This is a genomic window from Acinetobacter sp. AOR43_HL (assembly GCF_027854635.1).
Taxonomy (GTDB): Bacteria; Pseudomonadota; Gammaproteobacteria; order Pseudomonadales; family Moraxellaceae; genus Acinetobacter; species Acinetobacter pittii.
On the sequence record NZ_JAKTHX010000002.1, the window covers coordinates 1 to 22165 of the forward strand.

The window sequence follows — 22165 nt, forward strand, 5'->3', positions numbered from 1 at the left end:
GAAACAGTGGATCGTAACGGTACACCAGTCAATGCTGAAGACAGCCTTGTGAAGACCGATCATGACAATGATCCATCTACACCGGATCAAGGTGGATTAGACCGAGTTGACGGATCGATTTCTGTTGATATTAATGACGCAGATAGCACCAAAATTACTGGTTCGACAGAAGATGTTGCTCCAAATAGTAAAGTAACTTTAGAAATTACTAGTATTGATGAAAATGGTGAAACATTAACATTTACTGAAGAAGTATTTACGAATGCTGACGGTGAATATAGTTACACTTTAACTATCGCACAAGGAAATGCTACGGAGATTGTTGCCACAGTTGAGGATCGTAATGGTACTGAACTTCAAGATAATGATCAGTTAGAGGCTGTCATTAAAGCAGAGCCAACTGCAGATGTTAATAATGGTGATAATAATGTAGTTGGTTCCTCAGGTAATGATGTACTTGCAGGGGATACTGGAGGTTTAAAAACCAACTTTGTTGCTGGGCAAGATTATAATGTTTCTGTTGTATTAGATTTGTCTGGCAGTATGCTGTGGGCAATGAATGGTACAAGTAATCCACCAGCAGGTGAATCTCGCTTAGCAATTGCCATTAAAGGTCTTAAAGCCTTTATTCAGCAAATGACTGATCATGATGGCGTGATTAATTTACAAATCGCTTCGTTCTCAGCAAATGGTAGCGTTGGGAATGGTTATAACCAAGTTTTCTTAAATGTAGGTAGCGATAATATAAATCAAATATTCACTTATCTTGATAGTCTACAAGCAGGTGGTGGTACTTATCCAGAAGGAGGATTTAATAAAGCTGTAGATTGGTTTGACGATATCTCTACTGCTGATTTTGAAAATCAAACTTATTACCTTACAGATGGAGAACCAAACAGTTCTCAATCAACTTTGGACAATGCATTTGCCCCATTAGCTGAGCAGAGTAAAGTTTTTGCAGTAGGTGTAAGTAGTTCAATTAGCGATAGTACGGTTTCTCGTTATGACAATACTGATGTTAATGGAAATAAACTTTCTGGTGATTGGAGTGGTACTAATCATGGTGAAGCAAAAGCGATTGCTGATGCTGATAAACTGATAGCTTATTTAATTGGTGGTTCTGAAAACTTTATACCAGCTGATGTTGGCGATGATACTGTTAAGGGCGGTGCTGGCGATGATGTTCTGTTTGGTGATGCGATAAACACGGATCATTTAACTTGGACTGGATATGACCCTCTTCAATATCCTAAATATTCAGGTTATTCAAAATTAATTGCCTATTTAAAAGCTGAAGTTACAAATGGTGCTGAACCAACCCAGCAAGATATTTATGATTATGTAAAAGATAATTTCCATGACTTTGTTGCCGCTGATGCTGCTGATCCTGCGACTAAAGGAGGGAATGACACGATTTACGGTGGAGCTGGAAATGACATCATCATTGCTAGTGCAGGTAATGACGTTATTTATGGTGGTTCAGGAAATGACATTATTTCGACTGGTCGAGGTGATGATACCATTATCTATGATGTGTTAAATGCAACAGATGCTACTGGAAGTAATGGTACTGATACTTGGATAGATTACGAAGCTAATGACAAAATTGAATTTGGTTCAGATTTTTTTGAGGGTTTATTAGCAGATAAAAGTAATTTAGGTGATTATATAACTGTTGTCGATGATGGTAATGGTAATGCCACAGTTCAGGTAGACCGTGATGGTAGTGCTGGGACACATAATATGTCTGATCTATTAATTATTGAGAATCAAGCTGGCTTAACCCTACAAGATTTACTCAATAATAATCAGATTATTATTGGTTAATTAATGAAAAGGTTATAGGTCATAGATCTATAACCTTTTTTATTTCTATTTTATGTTGATTAAAAGATTATTTATTTGAATGTTTTTTAATTTAATAGTTCGTAAGTCTTAGATTTAATATAGTTTTTTAAAATGACACTCATGAAATTAAGATTAGGGTGGATTTTATTTTCTCCTTTCCTTTTATTTATAGCAGAGGCTCATGCAGATACATTTAAGAGTTATTTAAATGCTGCGAAAAATCACTCGAGCCAATATTCTGGAAAAGAAACAGAAAATAATTTTCTAAAAGTAAGTATCCAAAATTTGAGTGATTTTAGCTTAGAAGAAAGATCAGGTCTCGGAGCTTTACCATTAGTGACTTCTTCAAATATATCAGAGAAGAATTTCATGAGAGAAATTCCAAGCGAAAATTTAAGATGGGAACAACAAGAGCTGGATTTTACTAAGGCCATACATCAGGCTTTACAACGTCGTCCAGAAATTACTCAGAGCATAGCTACTATGGCTGGACAAAGCGCGAGTATTGATGTGGCTAAAGCTGCATATTATCCTCAAATATCGGGCGGACTTACTACAGCTGATTTAACTTCAGGAGAGCGAGGAAGGCAACTTTTTACGATTTCAGCATCTCAAATGTTATATGATTTTGGAAAAGTTAAAAGCTCTGTTGATATTGAAAAAGCTAAATTAATTCAAGAACAAGCAAACACTTTAGCAAATATTGATGATATTGCTTATCAAACAGCAAATGCCATTGTTAATATTAAACGCTATCAAGAAATTTTACGTATAGCCGATCAACAAATTAATGGTATAGCACGTATTGCTGAAATTGCAAATCTACGTGCAAATGCGGGTATTAGTAGTCAAGCAGATCCTGTACAAGCACAGTCGAACTTAGAAGCTGCTGAGTCGAATAAAATTGTTCAAGAAACTCAACTTAAACAGTATCAACAAAAATTACGTAATTTATTGGGATATAACGTTTCAAACTTAGAAATAAATATTCCTGAATATCTAGTGAAAAATGCAGGTCTTTATGATGAAACAGAATTTACATTAATTCCAGAAATGATGGCTGCACAAGCTGCAATACAAGTTGCTAAATATAGAAAAGAACAAACGAAGTTAAGTAATTATCCTACTATAAATATTAAAGGAAGTTTAAGTCAGGCATTAAATGGTAGAAATCCAAATAATAATAAAGATGATGGTTTTTATAATTCTATAATGCTAGAAACAACGAGTGATTTTTTTCAAGGTGGGGCTACACGTTCCAAGGAGCGCGCTGCAAGTTATGCTGAAGAAGCGGCAAAAGCAGAGTTAGACTCCGTATATTTAGATGTATCAGATCAAGTACAGCTTATTCGTCAAGAAATAGAAAATAAACAGAGACAAATTCAGGTTCTTAGAGAACGCCAAAATTCTACGATTCGTACAAAAGAGCTATATCAAGAGCAATATAAGTTAGGTACACGATCCGTTGTTGATCTTTTAAATGCTGAACAAGCCATTCATAGCGCAGCTCAAGAAATAGAGGCTGCTCGATATGGTATTTATTCCGACTTAGTACAATTCATTAAAATAACTGGCCGTTCTCGAGATTTATATCGTTTAAATAATACTTATATTCAAGGATTCCAAATTCAGCCATGAGCAATGTAATTAATTATCAGCCATGGCTTCAAGCCATTTTAGTTGTTGCCAAACATTATCTTATTGATCCATCGGAAGAAAAGCTCAGACTTCAATTTGACTGGCATCAGAACCAAACAATAGATGAAATTTTAACATTGGCGTCACGCCAAATTGGAATGAATTATCGTAAGGCCCAGTTAAACTTAGACGAAATTAGCCCATGGCATTTGCCTGTTATTGTTGAAATGAAAGATGGCCAAGTGGGTGTACTAGATAAAATTGATGCGAATCAAAATTTAAGTGTTCAGTTAAGTGGAGATCAAGGTTTAGCGCAAGTATTTACATTGGACGTTCTTAAATCGCATGTAATTAATATTTATATTTTACGACCCGAAAAATCTGTGCCAGATGCCCGTATCGATGAATATATAAAACCATATGAAGCAAGCTGGTTCTGGGCAATCATTTTACGTGACTGGAAAAGATATATAGATATTATGTTTGCTTCTTTGGTTGCAAATATTTTGGCATTAGCAACTATAGTTTTTTCTATGAATGTGTATGACAGAGTTATTCCCGCTCAATCTGTACCAACCTTGTGGGTATTAGCAGGAGGAGTATTAATAGCAGCGATATTTGAGTTTAGTTTGCGTGTAGCCCGTATTTATTTATCTGATATTTTAGGAAAACGCGCTGATTTAAGTATTTCAGATTTGGTATTTGGACATGCGTTAAGAATAAAAAATAAAGAGCGTTCTAAATCAACAGGCACGTTCATTTCACAAATTAGAGAGTTAGAAGGTGTTAGAGACTTAGTAACATCAACAACAATATCAGCAATTGCTGATTTACCATTTTTCTTCTTGTTTCTTATTATTTTTTGGTTGATTGGCGGGAACTTGTTTTGGGTAATGTTAGTTGTAGTCCCACTCATGATTATTCCTGGTATTTTAATTCAAAAACCATTGGCGAAATTAGCTTCAGAAGGAATGCGAGAAAGTGCAATACGAAATGCTTTGTTGGTTGAATCTGTTCAAGGAATTGAAGATATAAAGTTATTAAGGGCTGAATCACGATTCCAAAATCAATGGAATCATATGAATGAGGTTGCAGCTGATATTTCAATGCGCCAACGTAAGTTAGTTGGCATTATGATGGCATGGACTCAAAAAATACAAGGTTTAGCTTTTGCAATTGTTGTACTTGTCGGTTGTTTTACTGTTATGAAAGGTGAAATGACAACTGGTGCGTTGGTAGCTTGTTCAATCCTTTCATCTAGAATGTTAGGGCCTATTGCACAAATCTCGGGAGTATTAGGGCGTTTACAGCAAGCTAAAGTTGCTAAAACTGGTTTAGATGAACTTATGAAAAAGCCAGTTGATCAACCTCCTCACACACATCTCATTCATAGGCCTGCATTATTCGGAAATTATGAGTTAAATCAGGTTGAATTTAGATATAGCCAAACTGATGGAAAACCAATATTAGTAATTCCGAAGCTTACTATTAAAGCTGGGGAGAGGATTGCAATTTTAGGACGTAATGGTGCAGGAAAATCCTCTTTATTACAGTTATTAGCTGGTATGCAAGAGCCTATACAAGGTCAGATTAAGCTTGATGATATCGTTTTAGGTTTAATTGATCCATTAGATATACGTCGAGACGTAGGGCTTTTGAACCAAAATTCTCATTTATTCTTTGGCTCAATTCGAGAGAACTTAAAATTAGGAGCGCCACTAGCTACTGATTTAGATATTTTAAAAGCATTAAATCTCTCAGGAGCATTAGATTTTCTACAAGAGAAAAAGGAAGGTTTAGATTATCAAATTTTAGAGGGTGGAGTTGGTCTCTCTGGTGGACAAAAACAAGCTTTATTACTGGCTCGGCTGTTAATTAGAAAGCCTAATATCTTATTACTAGATGAACCTACAGCTGCTCTTGATGATGTTTCAGAAAAGCAATTTATTGAACAACTTCAGAGTTGGTTAGGCAATAAAACACTAATTGTTGCTACTCATCGACAGGCAATATTGGAATTAGTTGACCGTGTAATTGTTATTAATAATGGAAAAATTGTAATGGATGGTCCTAAAGAGCAGGTTTTGAAATTATCTCAACCTAAGCAACAAATAGGAGCCAAATCATGAGTTATAAACAGTTAAATTTTTCTCTTCCTAATAAGAATAAACAATTAGGACAACCCTTACCTAAAGTTAGTCTATTTATATGGATTATCTGTTTTGGAGTTCTATTTCTACTAATTTGGGCTTGGTCATTTAAATTAGAAGAGGTCTCTACAGGCACTGGAAAAGTTATCCCTTCATCAAAAGAACAAACTATTCAATCTTTAGAAGGTGGGATTCTGACTAAACTTAATGTCAAAGAAGGCGAAATTGTTGAAAAGGGGCAAAATCTTGCACAACTTGATCCAACTCGATTTGCATCAAATGTTGGGGAGACAAAATCATTGCTTCTTTCTTCTAAGGCAACCGCTGCACGTTTAAATGCTGAAGTAAATGGAACAGCTTTAGTATTTCCAAAAGAAGTATTAGAAGTTCAATCACTTGTGAATGAGGAAACGGCCCTTTATCACTCTCGACGTTCAAATTTAGAAGAGTCATTAGCTGGATTAAAAAAAGCTTTAGTTTTAGTACAACAAGAATTGGCAATGACTGAACCGCTTGTTGCTAAAGGGGCTGCCAGTGACGTTGAAGTATTACGTTTGAAACGACAAGCAACGGACTTAATAAACCAAATGAATGATATTCAAAATCAATATTTAGTTAAATCTCGTGAAGAATTAGCAAAAGCAAATACTGATGTGGAAACCCAATCCCAAATCGTAAAAGGTAAATCTGATACGCTTAAACGAGCAATTTTTAAATCACCAGTTCGTGGAATTGTTAAAGAAATTGATGTTATGACTATAGGAGGGGTTATCTCTCAAAATGGGAAATTAATGACAATTGTACCTTTAGATGAAAAACTTCTAGTTGAAGCTCGTATATCGCCAAGAGATATTGCATTTATTCGACCAGGTCAAGAAGCCTTAGTTAAAATCACTGCTTATGATTATTCTATTTATGGCGGCTTAAAGGGGACAGTTACAGTTATTTCACCAGATACTTTACGTGATGAAGTTAAACAGGATCAGTTTTACTATAGAGTCTATATTCGTACAGATTCAGATAAATTAACTATAAAAATGGAAAATCCTTTAATATTACACCGGGTATGGTAGCTACTGTAGATATTAAAACAGGTGAGAAAACTATATTAGATTATTTGATTAAACCTTTTAATAAAGCAAAAGAAGCTTTAAGGGAAAGATAGTAAATCTCTTAATAATAAGAATTTTTAAGTGGATTTATTAAGTACCTTTGTTTTTTAATTTTTTGTAAGGAGGTGTAATTTAATATTGTAATTCGATTATTGTTTTTTATATTAACCTTCTTGATCAGCGCAAAGAAAAAGAAGTAATAAAGGCCCACCTTAAAGTGGGCTCTTTATTAAGTTTAAAGTGTATGTTTTATTACATTTTATAGTTTTTATAAAATAAATTTGGGGTTTAGTCGATGGTTATTAGGCTGAATTTTAATGGAATCTATTCAAAAGTAATTTCTTGAGTCCGAATCTCACCGCTTCCACCAGATTCTTAAAAAAGCCATTGTTAACGACAAGGGCTTTTTTTACGCCTAGTGTCTACATTACAGTAAGATTTAGCTTAAATACTGCTAATAAATCCTGAAAATTTCATATAAATCAAATAAGTATATATTTTAATCAAAATTACTATATTTATATAATATGTTTTTTATTTTCAATATCTTACCAATTAAGCTTCTATATATCAGAATTGAACAAGTTATTTGTAGAATATTCATTTATTGATATATGATGAGCCAATATTTAGAAACTGTTTCAAAACATAATTCTATTGTTCAGCGAGCAAGTTCAAGGAAGGAATGATGCTGAATTCAGTTTTCTAAACCCGATATCTGGAAATTATTTCCGCCCCAAAATTGTATTTTGACCCATTGGTTGGCAATGCCTAACTCTTTTGTAAGATAGGCGTTTCCTATTTTAGGATGTATCTATGAAAAAATTATTTAGTGTTCTGTTCAGCGCATCTGTTCTAACACTGACCGCATGTAATAAAGAACCTGCAAAAACTGAAAATACAGCATCAGCTAAAGACAAAACTGAATCAGTTCGAACTATTAAACTGGTATCAACAGGTTCAGACACTGACGTATGGAAATACGTTGCAACGCTTCCTGAAACTGCTCAAGCGGGCATTAAACTCGAAGTGACTAACCTGACTGACTATGTTGTATTGAATACATCTGTAGCAAGTGGCGAACAAGACGTAAATGCATTCCAGTCATTTAACTATTTGGCAGCTTATAACTCTTCAAATACAGCTAAAGTTGCTGCTGTTGCGACAACTTACCTAGAGCCAATGGGTATTTATGCAAATAAAGTTAAATCTGTTGAAGAGTTCCCACAAGGCGCGACTATCGCGATTCCAAACGATACTGCCAATGAAGCGCGCGCTTTAACATTATTACAGTCTGCTAAACTGATTAAACTCAAACCAGACTTTGACCCTGTAAAAGGGACAACCAATGACGTCGTTGAAAACCCTAAAAACTTACAATTAAAACCAATTCAAATGACTACAGCCGTTCGTGTTAAAAACGATGTAGACGCGATTGTGTTAGGTAATACGTTGGCACTTGAGGGTGGTCTCAATGTAATGAAAGATTCTATCTTCCGTGAGCCTATTGACCAGTCTACAAAGCTTTATGTGAATTTGTTGGGTGTTGCTGAAGCGAACAAAAACGACCCGATCTATACAAAACTTGGTGAACTTTACCACTTACCTAAAGTTCAAAAGTTTGTGAGCGAAAAATTCGGTGGAACAAAAGTTGAAGTGAACAAACCTGTTTCTGAATTTGCAGACATCAAATAAGTAATTTTTTAATTTAAAATTATTTTTAAAAGCTAAGTCTCGGTAATAGGGGCTTAGCTTTTGTTTCATTTATTTTTAAAGGAAATCCAAAGTTATCGGAACTAGATTTATATTAATTTTAGAAGACTAGCTATCAAATAATTCTTAGCATACTTAACTTATTGTCTCTTTATCTGAAAAATTTCTAAACCTTAAATTTTTACCATACAATCAAAAATCACAATAAAATTAAGGTGAAATAATGAAAAAAAATATATTGATTCTTAGCTTATTAATTATCAGTGTACAGAGTTGGGCCGAATGTAAAATTGGTGATTTAGAGATTGATCCAAGCGCTTCACAAACACCAGAAGGGACACCAAATCCAAGCAACTATATAACAATAACTGGACAGAAAGTGTTAACTAAGGCTTTGGCTAATATAAACATAGGAACACTGATAAAAACTAAAACTGATACCAATATTGCTCAGTCTAATGTGATTGCTTTTGAATATATTTTCAAGAAACCAATAAATCTAAACTCAAATGAACTAGCTTCAGGATTTATCACAGGAACAAGTAATTATGACGGTATTGTTTTTGCCGCACCAAGTTTTGGAAGTGCGTATGGTTCACAGCAAAATTTGTTCATGAGTTCTATTTCTGGAAACATAACCCCAAATCAGACACAAAAAGAAGTTTTAGCAAATGAAACAGTTAGAGTGGGAATTTATTACAATCAAATCAGCAAGAAAATTGGTTATATTGTAAATGGTGTAGATAGGGGATACACATGGAGTTATACAACTCCATTAAGCAAAATGAAGTTTGCTATTGCAATTGAAGAGGGATTTTATGCTTCTAACTCTAGTGCCCTTGGTAAAGAAATATCATATGAAATAGTTTCTGATCATTCAAAACTACAATTTACTTATCCAACAGGCACCACAGATATTTGTGGAACGCCTCTTTAAAATAAATTACATATCAAATACGCTGCCTCACTACTTTAGTTAGGCAGTTTTAAGGGTCTATTGAGTAATCTATTTTTTTTCAATAAGCATCCATTCAAACTCTACGGTCATCCATATTGGTATTACCATTTATACTCAATAAATAGTTAAACTCTTGCAAATATTCATAGATTTCAGGAGTGAGATTATATTTTTAGAGTAGTGGTGCTGATGTCTGCTGTGTTCGTAAATCTGAAAATATCTCGGCTAAATCTACTTGGATTGGTTCACTGGTCGTGCCTTGGGTTTATAAATAATTTAATTGAAAATGCTTCTATAGAACAGGGGCTTTTTATAGCTAAACTATAATAATTTATACATTCATTAATATCTAATATATTAAATACATAATAAGATATTTTTATAATATTATGAAAATTGGAAAGCTTTAGGAAAAATTTTAAGAATGTATTTAATGCATATTTGGACATTTAAGTCTATGAAAGAAGGCGAATCTTTATTCGCCTACCAAATACAAAAAGAATTTGCAGATATTTTAGTTTCAATTTTTGATCAGGAAACACTTCCATTTATTTCTGATCTTTCATATGTAGATTACGATTTATATAGTGACAGACAGCTTTATCAATTAATTAACGAATTTAAAAAACTAATTGAAATTTATACAGCTTTTATAGATGAAATTTCTAAAATAATAAGCTTTTTAGAAAAAGCTATTGAGTGTAATGAAAAAATTCTTTTTGATCCCTTTAGAGAATCTATCTTGGGCCTAAATATTTTTTTGAATTTTCCTAAAAAATCAATACACCTCGTATGAAATGAATTAAGTATCTATAATAATGGGTGCATATAAAAATATATGAAGTTAAAGATTTAAAAATTATGATACCGGTACAGCCATTCTCTTTTTTCACAATTTTTCTGTTGTTTATTGTTCCATTAATTGGTGTTGTACTAACACTAGGCTTGTTGGTGAAAGCACTATTCTTTTGGCGAAATAAGGCTCAAAAGCCTGTTAGGTTTTTTTCTCGAAAGACATTATTCATTACCGTATTGGCACTAATATGTGACCTATGGGCAGGTTATTTATTTTATATGATTGCATCGGTAGGGTATGAGTTTGCACTTAAAGAGCATTATAAAGAAAGTCGCAGCCATTTCATTTTATCTCAAGATGCGCCATATGGAGAACTGTTGATTCCCAAAGGGAGCTTAATCAGTCGTTATGATGCTTTTGACAACGGTGAGCCTCAATTACCCTTGAGTTTACGGGGATTACAAGCTGTACGTTTTCCTCATCCTGTACAAGTCGCTGGAATGTGGGTAACTGCGATGGAACCTCCTCGAATGGAATTGGCATGGGATCAGCAAATAGGTCCAGTTATGCGCTTTGACCCTAATGAGGAAAATGGTTATGGTAAATGGGTTTACGATACGAAGCGTCCCACCATCACCTGTTCTCGTGGAGACATCGTGTTACTTGAAATTCCATCCATTCATTATGATATTGCAAAAGAATTTGGTAAACCTGAACCCGATGGACCCAATGCACGTTTTCGCCCGAGTGAATGGGGTGTTCAACAATGCGAAAAAGGTCAGGGGCCAATTAAAGTTAGTCCTGCATATACTGGTACTGCACCAAAGAAACCTTGGTTTCAACCTTACTGAAAAGCTCTATTCGACCTCTTTAAAGATTAGGTCAGTAATCTTATGCATTTACATGATCAATTTTAGGTAGTTGTGAACAGAGTGCTTGAGCTTGTTTATGTCCAAATTCACTTAAAGCAATTGAAGCATGCGAAAGGGTTTTTCCATTAATATTGGCTTCACTCTCAGCATGTCGGATCAGAAAAATACTCATATTATTTTATTGTTCAATTGCACGTATAGCACCTAAAGCAGCTACTTTTCTTCCCGCTTTTACTTTTGATATGTCGCAATCTTGCCAAAGCTCAGGAAGGCAGTTTTCTTTAGCAGACTTTAAAGCCGCGTCTAAATAACCGGGTAATTCTATTGTTCCTCCTCCTATTACTAATTGCGATGGATTTAAAAGATTAATAACAGTTGCTATTCCAAGACCTAAAGCTGTGCCTGCCTCTTCTATAACAGTTAAAGTTGCTTGATCTCCATTGTTAGCCATTAATGCTAGATTAGATGGACTGAGTGCACATTGCTTGGTAATTGCTGAGCCACTTGCAACTTCATCTAGACGCTTAATTCCGTCATTACTTTTTACTGGTAGGTAACCTAGCTCACCAGCCCAACCACTAGCTCCCAGTAAGGGTTTTCCATTTATTATGAATGCAGCCCCAATACCTGTTCCAATCATAAGAATGCCGCTTGCAGCATGAGACGAGGAATCATTTAGTTCCGCATGCATGGCAGCTTTTACATCATTTAAGATAATTGTTTTACTACATAATAATTTTAATGCTTCATTTCCTTGCCAACCTGTAAATGCAGGGAGGACATCACAATTAACAATGTGCCCATATTCGTTAACTAGACCCGGCACTGCTAGGCTTATACTTTCGGGTTTAATTCCATGTTTTAAAATAAAAGATTGTAGGTGTGATATTAATTCTTCTGGGGTGAATGAAATTCCTGTACTAAATATCTCCTCAATTTCATCACATAATATTAATAATTTAGTACCTCCAAGATCTACACCAATTTTCTGTCTGTTCATCCCATGCCTTATGTAAAAATCATTTTTTTAAATTCTATCTCGTCTAGAGGATAGTGTTTTTATAATTATCAGTGTTTGTGTAATAACTTTTAAATTTAATTCAAATGAAGATCTATCATTTTCCTTACACTGAATATTCGCGTAAACATAACAAATAGTTGTTTACTAATTTTTCTGTTTTTCTCTCCTTTATAAACCCCCATTTAACAATAATCATCTCATTATTTATCCTTACTTTTTAATGATCTATTTTAAAACAAATGTCATTTTGTGTGCTTGACTGTAAAAGGACAGGGCACTATTCTTTGCCTGCTGGCCACATTGCCAGCCGGTTTTAGCAGACCGTGCTCAAGAACATTGAAAAAATTCATTTTTTTGATGTAGACCCGTTCGTCTCCCTTTTTGTAGCGGTAGGACGGAAGGGGGACACCTTCGGGTGTGCTGGGTCTTGAGCCAGTCTGCTAACCCCCTTTCGTTCTGCCACCATAATTCCTATTCATGTCTGGCAGAACTCCCAATAAAAAGGAGTTGGCTTTGCACATTCTTAATTTCTTGGCAGCCTTTGCCAAAGTCTATATCGACACGACTTAAATTTATAAGCAGCTTGATAGCGATTAGTGCTTTCAGGCTTTAATTCGTCGCGACCAAAAACTTAATCAACAATAAAACTTGAGATGTGCCACGCACAGTCTTTACGGCTTTGCTATGCCTTTTTTTCTCCCAAAAAAGTATCTCGTTTACATACAACAAGAATTTTTATAACGGTAAAACTATGCCAAATTTAGTGATCTCCCCACGTGCCATACAAGTCGTAAATAAATCAATTGATCTGTTTCACCATCACGGATTTCATACGGTTGGAGTCGACAGAATTGTGAAAGAGTCTCAAATTCCAAAAGCGACTTTTTATCATTATTTTCATTCTAAAGAGCGATTTATTGAAATCTGCATGATCGTGCAAAAAGAACGTTTAAAAGAAAAAGTAGTTTCAATGGTTGAGTACACCAGTCAAACAAGTGTGATGGATAAACTTAAGAAACTTTATGTCTTACACACCGATTTGGAGGGGCTTTACTATCTATTATTTAAAGCAATTTTTGAAATCAAACTGACTTATCCAAAAGCCTATATAACCGCAATGAGATATAGAACATGGTTGCTTAATGAAATCTATAGTCAGTTAATAAAACTAAAAAAAGATGTTTCCTTTCAGGACGCCAAATTATTTTTATATATGATTGAGGGAACCATTATTCAGCTTTTAAGCTCGGGTCAAGTAGGGGATAAAGAGATGATATTAGACTGTTTTTTGAAGCAGTTTAAATAAAATGAGTGAAGCAAAAATATTCCTGCTAAATCTGCTTAAATGAGTTTGCTGGATGTTTCTTCAAGCCATTAATAATTGATACGATGTTTAAATGTCTAATTTAAAAAGCCCTTTTATAACAAGGGCTTTTATTTGGATTCTATTCTTTATAATGCCATGCTTTTAAAAAGGTTCGGCAAACTTCTTCATTTAACTGTTGTAATTCTTGGGGAGTCGGAATGTTTCCGCTAATCAGCGTAGCAGGATATGCATATCCCATAACAGCACCAAGGAACGCTTTTGTTGCTGCCTCAGGTTGATCAATTTTAACAATGCCTGCATTGTGCGCTGTTGCAAGAATATCGGTTAACGATCTTTTAATATTTCCCTGAGTACGCTGTTGAATTTTTGGAAGAATTTCCTTCATTTCAACTAAAGCAATAATCAGCAATCTTTGCAGACGAATGACATCAATATGATAAAAATGATTTTGTACAGCCTGCCCAATTTCTAAGAGTAATTGATCTAGGCGCTTATTTTTTAATTCATGCTGCTCAATGAAAGGTGCTTCCATTTCTGCTTTTAAATGATCAAAGACTTCAATAAGTAACGCTGTCTTGGTCGGGAAGTGGTTATATAAAGTTTGTCGATTTGTACCGGCTTTCGTGGCAACAGCCTCTAAACGGACTTCTAATCCATACTCAAGAAATAGTTCGCGTGCTGCAGCAATGATAGTAGGGCGAATTCGAGAGGGACGACCTGGAGATTTTTTTAACATATCGGTTTTCTTGCACATCTTATTTATTTACTTTACAGTAAAGTAAATAAATTGTCTATAAGTCTGGGGTCCCAGATATGCTTGATCTAAGTTTTAATTACCGTAAGTTTATATATTTATTGCCTTTATTTGTTTTTTTTAATGGATGTGATTCTGATCAGCCTGCCCCTAAAAATATTCAGCAGGTGGGTACGATCACTATAAAACCAGAGACGATTGAATCTACCTATCAATTGGCTGGTAGAACGGTGGCCTCTGAAATTTCTCAGGTCCGTCCACAAGTCAATGGAGTAGTAATAGAGCAATTATTTAAGGAAGGCACGCAAGTAAACAAAGGGCAGCCACTTTATAAAATTGATTCATCACTCTATCGGGATAGTGTGGATGAAGCCGCTGGTAATCTTGCATTAGCAAAAGCCACTGTAAATTCGACTCGCCTTCAAGCCGAGCGTTATAAAGAATTAATTAAAGTAAATGGGGTGAGTCAACAAGAGCTTGATAATGCTCAAAGTGCATATGAGCAAGCGAAAGCGACTGTTGCCGTAAATGAAGCTGTACTGAAAACAGCACGAACCAATTTACGTTACACACAAGTTAGTGCGCCAATTTCAGGACGAATAGGGCGTTCATCCATTACACGTGGGGCTTTAGTCACCTCTGCTCAAACAGATCCTTTAGCAACGATTCAAAAACTGGACCCCATGTATGTCGATTTGACTCAGTCGAGTGATGAATACATGGCACTGCGTAAACAGCTTACTGAAAATGGAATAAAACCGACTGAACTTTCAGTACGTTTGAAGCTTGAGAATGGCACTGCCTATGCAGAACAGGGGACTTTTAAGTTTAGTGATGTTGCTGTAGATGAGGCGACCGGAAGTGTCACCTTACGTGCAGCATTTCCCAATCCCAATAATGCGTTATTGCCCGGCCTGTATGTGCGGGCAGAACTTGGAACGGGAACACGTCCTAACTGCGTCTTAATTCCTCAAGGTGCGCTGTTCCGAGACGCAAAAGGAAATCCACTTGTTTGGATTGTTGGAAAAGATAATAAAGCCGAGCAACGAAAAATTACTCTAGGCGATGCAATTGATAATCGTTGGTTAGTGACCTCTGGCTTGAAAGCAGGAGATCAAGTCATTGTTGAGGGTCTGCAAGGCTTAAGTGCCGGCATGACGATTAAACCTACCCCAATGAGTTGAGGATTGCGTATGTTGTCGAGTTTTTTTATTGCACGACCTATTTTTGCTTGGGTCCTCTCTATTTGTATTATGGCATTGGGGACGATTTCGATTTTAACGTTACCCATTGAGCAATATCCTGACATTGCACCACCGGGTGTAAATGTTACTGCAAACTATCCGGGAGCATCTGCCAAAACTGTTGAAGACAGTGTTACCCAGATTTTGGAGCAACAAATTAAAGGGATTGATGGTCTACTTTATTTTTCATCGAGTAGTAGTTCGGCGGGTCAAGCACGCATAAGTCTTAGTTTTGATCAAAATACCAATCCTGACACTGCTCAGGTGCAGGTGCAAAATGCTGTGAATCAGGCGCTGAGTCGATTGCCTCAAGAGGTTCAGCAGCAAGGGATCACTGTAACAAAGTCACAGGGTGATAGTTTACTGGTCTTTGCGCTTTACGATGAAAGTGGGACTAGATCTTCTGTCGACATATCTGACTATATGGTGAGTACACTGCAAGACCCATTAAGTCGGGTCGATGGAGTGGGTGAAATCACCGTATTTGGTGCTCAATATGCAATGCGCATCTGGCTTGATCCTCATAAATTAAACAGTTATGGATTAATGCCATCAGATGTTAGAACTGCAATTGAAGCACAAAACACTCAAATTACAGCAGGAGAATTGGGCGCATTACCCACGCGTGATGGGCAGGCTTTAAATGCAACAGTAACAGCATTATCTCGGTTACAAACCGTGAGCCAATTTGAAAATATTATTTTGCGCACACAAACCAATGGTGCGGTTGTATTACTTAAAGATGTTGCTCGAGTCGAGCGTGGTGCAGAGAGTTATCAGACTTCTACACGTTTGAATGGAGAGCCAGCTTCGGGTATGTCTATTCAGCTTGCATCTGGTGCCAATGCATTAGAAACGGCTGAACGAGTTAAAGCTGAAGTCACACGGTTAACTGCCTCTATGCCAGCGGGTTTAAAAGTTGCATACCCACGCGACAGTACGCCATTTGTAGAAGCTTCGGTAAATGGGGTGATTAAAACTTTAGCTGAAGCGATTGTTCTCGTTATTATTGTCATGTTCTTATTTTTGCAGAGCTGGCGTGCGACTTTAATTCCGGCAATTGCTGTTCCAGTTGTATTGTTAGGAACATTTGGTGTGTTGAGCGTACTTGGCTATAGCATTAATACACTGACTTTGTTTGCGATGGTACTCGCAATTGGTTTACTGGTAGATGACGCGATTGTCGTTGTAGAAAATGTCGAGCGGGTTATGCATGAGCAAAATCTTGATGCTCGGCAAGCCACCCTAATTTCAATGCAGGAGATATCGGGTGCGCTCGTGGGTATTGCCATGGTACTCGCAGCAGTATTTTTACCTATGGCATTTTTTGGTGGTTCCGTCGGGATTATCTATCGCCAGTTCTCGGTAACGCTCGTATCGGCAATGGTACTTTCTGCAATTGTTGCTTTAACACTTTCACCTGCGTTATGTGCAACATTACTCAAACCTGCAAATGAAAAACATAAGCAGAGAAAATTCTTTACTTGGTTCAATCGTAAAGTCGAACAAGGGCAGTCAGGCTACCGCACAAAGCTAGTTGCTGTTTTAGGTAAACCCAAAGTCTTTATGATCATATTCGTAGGTATTACAGCTTTGTTAGGTTGGCAATATACGCGTATGAATACGGGGTTTTTACCACAAGAAGACCAAGGCTCGGTTATGGTTCAATTTAGTACGCCTGTAGGCACGACACTAGCTGAAACAGAGCGGGTTGGTAATCAGATTGCAGATTACTTTTTGACGAAAGAAAAGAATAATCTCAATGTGATTTTCATGGTGATGGGTAGAAATAACGCAGGCAGTGGGCAAAATGTGGGAATGGCATTTGCCGGACTCAAACATTGGGATGACCGAGAAGGTAGTGAAAATACAGCCGAAGCTGTGATTGCTCGTGCAAATGCACATTTTAAGTCACTGCGTAACGCACGTGTTCAGGTACTTTCACCCGCTGCTGTAAGAGGCCTTGGGCAATCTAGTGGCTTTGAATTTTGGTTGCAAGATGCTGAAAATAAAGGACGAGATGCTTTACTCGCAGCACAAAATAATGTGTTAAAAGCAGCAAATGCTGATTCTGGCCTAGCTGCAGTACGTTTAAATAGCTTAGAAGATAAAGCCCAGTTACAAGTCGATATCGATCAAAGAAAAGCCAGTGCTCTTGGATTAGCCCAAGCAGATATTAGTAATACGCTCTCATCGGCGTGGGGCGGATCTTATATTAACGATTTCATAGATCAGGGACGTGTTAAGCGAGTTTATTTGCAAGGAGAGGTAATCTATCGTTCCTTACCTCAAGATATTGGGCAATGGTATGTTCGCGGTGCTACTGGTGAGATGACGCCATTTTCTAGCTTCTCTTCTGTGAAATGGCAGATGGGCCCTCAAATGCTGCAACGCTTTAACGGTCTTTCAGCCGTTCAAATACAAGGCTCTGCGGCAGCTGGTGAGAGTTCTGGTGGGGCTATGGATAAGATGCAGCAGTTAGTAGACCAACAACAAGGTTTTAATCTTCAGTGGAGTGGGTTGTCTTATCAAGAGAAACTAGCGGGTGGCCAAACGATCTGGTTATATTTAGCCTCAATCATCTTTATCTTTTTATGTTTGGCAGCACTTTATGAAAGTTGGTCTATTCCTCTCTCTGTCATGCTAGTGATTCCTTTAGGTCTTATTGGGGCTGTAGTTGCTGCAAGTCTGGCAGGTTTTGTTAACGATATTTACTTTCAGGTCGCTATGCTTACCACCATTGGGCTTTCTGCCAAAAATGCCATTTTGATTGTTGAATTTGCGGCAGCCAAGTTAGAGGCTGGTCAGGCATTAATGGACGCTATTATTGAAGGTGCGGGTCAGCGATTACGGCCAATTATTATGACATCTCTGGCTTTTGTTGCAGGTGTTCTTCCATTGGCTGTATCTACAGGAGCAGGGGCTGTTAGCCGAAAAGAAATTGGTATCGCCGTAACTGGTGGGATGATTTCGGGAACTCTACTTTCTATTTTCTTTGTGCCTTTATTTTTTCTTTTAGTTCGTCGTTTAACCAATAAGTTAAACACCAAAAAGGCAAAATGATTTTACAAAACAGAATGTCATTAACAATTAGGCCCTCATGCTATAAATAGCATGAGGGCCTAAAATCTGACTAAAAACTTAGAATGTATTTTGAATAATGACATCGTCGTAAGGAAGTTTGCCCACGCGTGGGTAAGGTTCGGAAGCTGACTTACCAACAGCAATCATTAAACATACCACGTGATCTTCAGGTAAGTTAATGAGCTTCGCCATTGCGTCAAAGTCAAAACCATCCATAGGGCAACTGTCTAAACCATGCTCTTGAGCAAGAAGCATCAAGGTTTGAGCAAAAATACCTGCACTACGCATAACTTCGTCACGTTGGGTTTGTGGACGGTCACGGTAATATTGGTCAATTGCGCCAACCATAATATTTTGTACTTCTGGAGTCGCGCCATCCCACACACGCTTAGCATCAACTTCCCATGTATTTACTTTTGCACACAACACAATTAGTAATGATGATTCTGTAACTTGTGGTTGATCCCAAGCAATGGTGCGAATTTTTTGTCTTAACTCAGTATCTTCAATGATGACTGGACGCCAATGTTGTAAGTTAAAAGCGCTTGGCGCATTTGCTAAAACTTCTTGCAACAACTGCTTTTTGTTATCTTCAGAAAGTTGAAAAGCAGGGTCGAAGCGTTTAACTGCGCGGCGGTTACGGATGGCATCAATAACATTCATAAGATTTTCCTACTTAAGAGTTGGGTAGCGGTACTCGTTAGTTTTTATAACGTTGGGCTACATCAGCCGAAGAAAAGTTTGGTAGTAATGTGATACGTGATTTTTCAAAATTATTCCATTGATTTTCGTCTTTCAGCACAGGAATTGTAATCGTTTCTTTGCGGTCAAAACCAATCAGAGCCGCATCGACCAAATCATTGACATCCATTAATGGTGGAACTTGGCTTAAGTCGATGCCTGAACGTTCCCAAATTTCGGTTTTAGTTGCAGAAGGCAACACGGCTTGAACATGCACGCCATGATCTTTTAATTCTAAATATAGGCCTTGGCTAAAAAATTGGATGAAAGATTTACTTGCCCCATAAATGGTAGAACCTAATTCAGGGGCTAATCCAAGCACAGAACCTAAATTAATAATTGCACCTTTACCTTTATGTATAAGTGATTGCGAAATTGCATGAGACAAACGAACAACCGCAGTCATATTTAAAGTAATGAGTTTTTCAATATCTTTAATATCTTGAGTTAAAAAGGTTCCGTTTAGTGCAATACCAGCATTATTTACCAAAATTTCAATATCAGCATCGTTTTTGAGTACATCTTCAATTTTACTAATGTCTTGATCGTTTGATAGATCGGCTTGAATGAACTCGACTTGTACGCCGTATTTTTCTTGAAGGTCCTTCGAGATTTTATCTAGGCGGTTTGTGTCTCGTGCAACCAATATTAAGTTATGGCCACGTTGAGCAAATCGGTCTGCATAGACAGAACCAATTCCTGATGAAGCCCCTGTAATAAGTACTTTTGATTGAGCTGACATGTGATGTCTCCACGCTTTAATTTTTAGATGATGATTATAATCTAAAATATATAATTTTTGATGTCAATCATAATCAATGTATAATTATGACGAGTAGGGTGAGTAAAAGTGGGTAGGCCAACATGAAAGTCAGTAAAACTAAGGTAAAAGAAAACCGAGAAAAAATTGTCGAGAAGGCGACTCAACTGTTTCGTAGCAAAGGCTACGACGGTGTCGGCATTGCTGAATTAATGTCTAGCGCAGGCTTTACCCACGGTGGGTTTTATAAACATTTCAGCTCGAAAACAGACCTTGTCTCAATTACTGTTAAACATGGGCTTGAGCAAGTCTTAAAAAGAATAGAAGGCTTAAACTTAACTCAATTTATTCAGCTTTATGTGTCTCGCACTCATCGAGACAACCGAGATTTGGGCTGCACCTTAACAGCATTATCTTGTGATGCTGCAAGACAACCAGACGAAGTAAAAGTCGAATTTGAAGAGGGCATTGAGCAACTTATTCAGTTCATTATGAATGAACGAGCAAAACAAGTTTCTTTAGAAATAGAAGAGTTGAGAAAGCAAGCTATTAATATTCTTGCTCAATCTGTGGGGTCAATTGCCTTGTCTCGCGCATGCCCAGACCAATCTGTGCTTAGCGATGAAATATTGGAAAGCTGTAAAGAGAATCTTTTAAAGTTAGCCGATTAAACTTTTTTATCTTTTAAGCTGCTTTGGCTAAACTGAATTAACCTCGCAATATCGACTGTTCTTTCATAAATGAGTTCTGCCGCATGTTCGCAGGCTTGTTCTAATGTGATCGGGCCATTTGCTAATGAGAAAGCAGCCGTAACGCCGTGCTCATAAAGTGCTTGATAGCCTTGGCCTAAAGTTCCTGCAATCACAATGACAGGAACATTGTGGGCTTTGGCAATTTGGCTTACCCCAAAAACGGTTTTACCGCTTAAGGTTTGTTGGTCAAATTTACCTTCACCGGTAATGACCCAATCTGCGTCAGAAATTTTATGCTCAAGCTGATTCAGTTCCGCCACGACTTTAACGCCAGCTTTAAAATCTGCATTTAAATAAGTTTTGGCTGCAAAGCCCAAACCGCCAGCAGCGCCAGAGCCTGCTTCATCTCGTTTATCGAAACCTAAAAGTTGTGCCGAGACATCGGCAAAATGGGCAAGAGCTCGATCAAGTAACTTTACTTGAGTAGGGGAAGCCCCTTTTTGTGGGCCAAAAATATGAGATGCGCCGTTTGGACCGCAAAGTGGATTGGTCACATCGGCTGCTAGTAAAAACCTCGTCTGCTGAATACGTGAGTCGAAATGTGTTAAATCAATTTTTGATAGGCTGCTTAGAGCGAGACCACCTGCGGATAAAACCTTTTGGTTGGCATCGAGCAAAACAGCACCTAAAGCACTCAGTAATCCTGTGCCGCCATCATTGGTAGCACTGCCTCCCACAGTTAAAATAATATCTTTTGCACCTGCGTCTAAAGCATCCAAAATGAGCTGGCCCGTTCCAAATGTTGTACTGTGGCAAGCATCCCGCTCAGACGGTGGAATTAACTGTATGCCGCTCGCTTGAGCCATTTCAATGATGGCAATTCTTTGTTTTTCTAACCATCCCCATTTGGCTTGAACAGGCTGACCTAATGGCCCGACTACAGTTTTTTCACGCCATTGACCATCGCAGACTTCTAAAACAGCTTCAATGGTTCCTTCACCGCCATCTGCCATTGGACATAAAACAGTTTCCGCATGAGGAAAAATTTCTTGCCATCCTTTGGCAATGGCCTGAGCTACGTTTAAAGCAGTTAAGCTGTCTTTAAATGAATCAGGGGCGATCACAACCTTCATAAGTGCTCTAATGTGGATAGATTTTTAATTGTTTTATACTGCTTAATCCAAAAAAACCATACATAAAGACATGTAAGCATCAATTTTAAAGAGTTTATCTTCTGTTAAGAATGAAAATTAATAATGTTTTGATCTGTAAAAGGCGGAGTTTCTAACTTTTTAACCCATTGTTTTATATATTTTTCTATAAATAGCGTGGTTGGCTTGAATGATTGTAATTGTAAAAAATATGGCACATATTATAAGAACAGTTGAGCCAGCTTTTTAAAATATGGTGAATAACATACCAAGCGGACTCTGCCCATAAGATAGACAGCAGCGA

The 22165-nt window shown here is 37.1% G+C and carries 17 protein-coding genes and 1 pseudogene; 12 read left to right on the forward strand and 6 right to left on the reverse strand.

From position 1 onward, the window contains the following. From MKL33_RS00040 to MKL33_RS00075, 8 genes and pseudogenes are all read left to right on the forward strand, one after another. Window positions 1–1827, forward strand: a 1827-nt coding sequence (locus MKL33_RS00040) for a type I secretion C-terminal target domain-containing protein (protein WP_270906252.1), incomplete at its 5' end; no start/stop codon positions are given. Between the two features lie 132 nt (window positions 1828–1959). Further along, entirely contained in the window at window positions 1960–3486 is a 1527-nt protein-coding gene (locus MKL33_RS00045; protein ID WP_161282564.1) for a TolC family outer membrane protein, read from the forward strand. After that, complete coding sequence (locus MKL33_RS00050; protein WP_161282563.1) at window positions 3483–5615, forward strand: type I secretion system permease/ATPase; 2133 nt, start codon at window positions 3483–3485, stop codon at window positions 5613–5615. The genes MKL33_RS00045 and MKL33_RS00050 overlap by 4 nt, the downstream gene beginning before the upstream one ends. Further along, window positions 5612–6801: pseudogene (locus MKL33_RS00055) on the forward strand (HlyD family type I secretion periplasmic adaptor subunit). Before MKL33_RS00050 ends, MKL33_RS00055 begins: the two are co-directional and overlap by 4 nt. Window positions 6802–7564: 763 nt before the next feature. Then, a complete protein-coding gene (locus MKL33_RS00060) occupies window positions 7565–8443 on the forward strand; it encodes a MetQ/NlpA family ABC transporter substrate-binding protein (RefSeq protein ID WP_002118503.1) in 879 nt (292 codons plus the stop codon). Window positions 8444–8684: 241 nt separating this feature from the next. After that, window positions 8685–9398: a DUF4882 family protein gene (locus tag MKL33_RS00065; RefSeq protein ID WP_126646342.1), complete on the forward strand. Its 714-nt coding sequence runs from the start codon at window positions 8685–8687 to the stop codon at window positions 9396–9398. A 454-nt stretch (window positions 9399–9852) separates the two neighbouring features. Next, window positions 9853–10215 (forward strand): hypothetical protein, encoded by a 363-nt coding sequence (locus MKL33_RS00070; RefSeq protein WP_208753385.1) that lies wholly within the window; start codon window positions 9853–9855, stop codon window positions 10213–10215. Window positions 10216–10322: 107 nt separating this feature from the next. Continuing rightward, window positions 10323–11066: a hypothetical protein gene (locus MKL33_RS00075; protein WP_141314374.1), complete on the forward strand. Its 744-nt coding sequence runs from the start codon at window positions 10323–10325 to the stop codon at window positions 11064–11066. 40 nt (window positions 11067–11106) lie between these two features. Here the strand turns inward: MKL33_RS00075 and MKL33_RS00080 are convergent, their stop codons facing one another. Together MKL33_RS00080 and MKL33_RS00085 are read right to left on the reverse strand one after the other, a co-directional pair. After that, window positions 11107–11259 carry a phosphoglycerate mutase family protein gene (locus MKL33_RS00080; protein WP_014207433.1) on the reverse strand — a complete coding sequence of 51 codons (153 nt, stop codon included), beginning with the start codon at window positions 11257–11259 and terminating at the stop codon, window positions 11107–11109. Between the two features lie 6 nt (window positions 11260–11265). After that, window positions 11266–12087, reverse strand: a complete 822-nt coding sequence (locus MKL33_RS00085; RefSeq protein ID WP_063099472.1) for an ROK family protein — start codon at window positions 12085–12087, stop codon at window positions 11266–11268. 772 nt (window positions 12088–12859) lie between these two features. On the opposite strand from MKL33_RS00085, the gene MKL33_RS00090 reads away from it, so the two are divergent. Then, window positions 12860–13414 carry a TetR/AcrR family transcriptional regulator gene (locus tag MKL33_RS00090; protein WP_270906253.1) on the forward strand — a complete coding sequence of 185 codons (555 nt, stop codon included), beginning with the start codon at window positions 12860–12862 and terminating at the stop codon, window positions 13412–13414. 139 nt (window positions 13415–13553) lie between these two features. Here the strand turns inward: MKL33_RS00090 and MKL33_RS00095 are convergent, their stop codons facing one another. Next, window positions 13554–14171, reverse strand: coding sequence for a TetR/AcrR family transcriptional regulator (locus MKL33_RS00095; protein WP_270906254.1), 618 nt, complete (start codon window positions 14169–14171; stop codon window positions 13554–13556). A 77-nt stretch (window positions 14172–14248) separates the two neighbouring features. Here MKL33_RS00095 and adeD point away from each other — a divergent pair, with 77 nt between their 5' ends. Both adeD and adeE read left to right on the forward strand, forming a co-directional pair. Next, on the forward strand, window positions 14249–15373 hold the full coding sequence (gene adeD / locus MKL33_RS00100) for a multidrug efflux RND transporter periplasmic adaptor subunit AdeD (protein ID WP_270906255.1): 1125 nt from the start codon (window positions 14249–14251) through the stop codon (window positions 15371–15373). Window positions 15374–15382: 9 nt separating this feature from the next. Beyond that, window positions 15383–18496 (forward strand): multidrug efflux RND transporter permease subunit AdeE, encoded by a 3114-nt coding sequence (adeE, locus tag MKL33_RS00105; RefSeq protein ID WP_270906256.1) that lies wholly within the window; start codon window positions 15383–15385, stop codon window positions 18494–18496. A gap of 78 nt (window positions 18497–18574) precedes the next feature. Here adeE and MKL33_RS00110 read toward each other — a convergent pair whose 3' ends face one another. After that, on the reverse strand, window positions 18575–19180 hold the full coding sequence (locus MKL33_RS00110; RefSeq protein ID WP_060464886.1) for a nitroreductase family protein: 606 nt from the start codon (window positions 19178–19180) through the stop codon (window positions 18575–18577). A 37-nt stretch (window positions 19181–19217) separates the two neighbouring features. Then, a complete protein-coding gene (locus tag MKL33_RS00115; protein ID WP_068930097.1) occupies window positions 19218–20000 on the reverse strand; it encodes an SDR family NAD(P)-dependent oxidoreductase in 783 nt (260 codons plus the stop codon). A 122-nt stretch (window positions 20001–20122) separates the two neighbouring features. Here MKL33_RS00115 and MKL33_RS00120 point away from each other — a divergent pair, with 122 nt between their 5' ends. Further along, the gene (locus MKL33_RS00120) at window positions 20123–20689 is read left to right on the forward strand and encodes a TetR/AcrR family transcriptional regulator (protein WP_167563138.1); all 567 of its coding nucleotides are present in this window, start codon (window positions 20123–20125) and stop codon (window positions 20687–20689) included. Here MKL33_RS00120 and MKL33_RS00125 read toward each other — a convergent pair. Further along, the gene (locus MKL33_RS00125) at window positions 20686–21843 is read right to left on the reverse strand and encodes a glycerate kinase (protein ID WP_167563139.1); all 1158 of its coding nucleotides are present in this window, start codon (window positions 21841–21843) and stop codon (window positions 20686–20688) included. The two genes, MKL33_RS00120 and MKL33_RS00125, sit on opposite strands and share 4 nt — an antisense overlap. Window positions 21844–22165 lie beyond the last annotated feature (322 nt).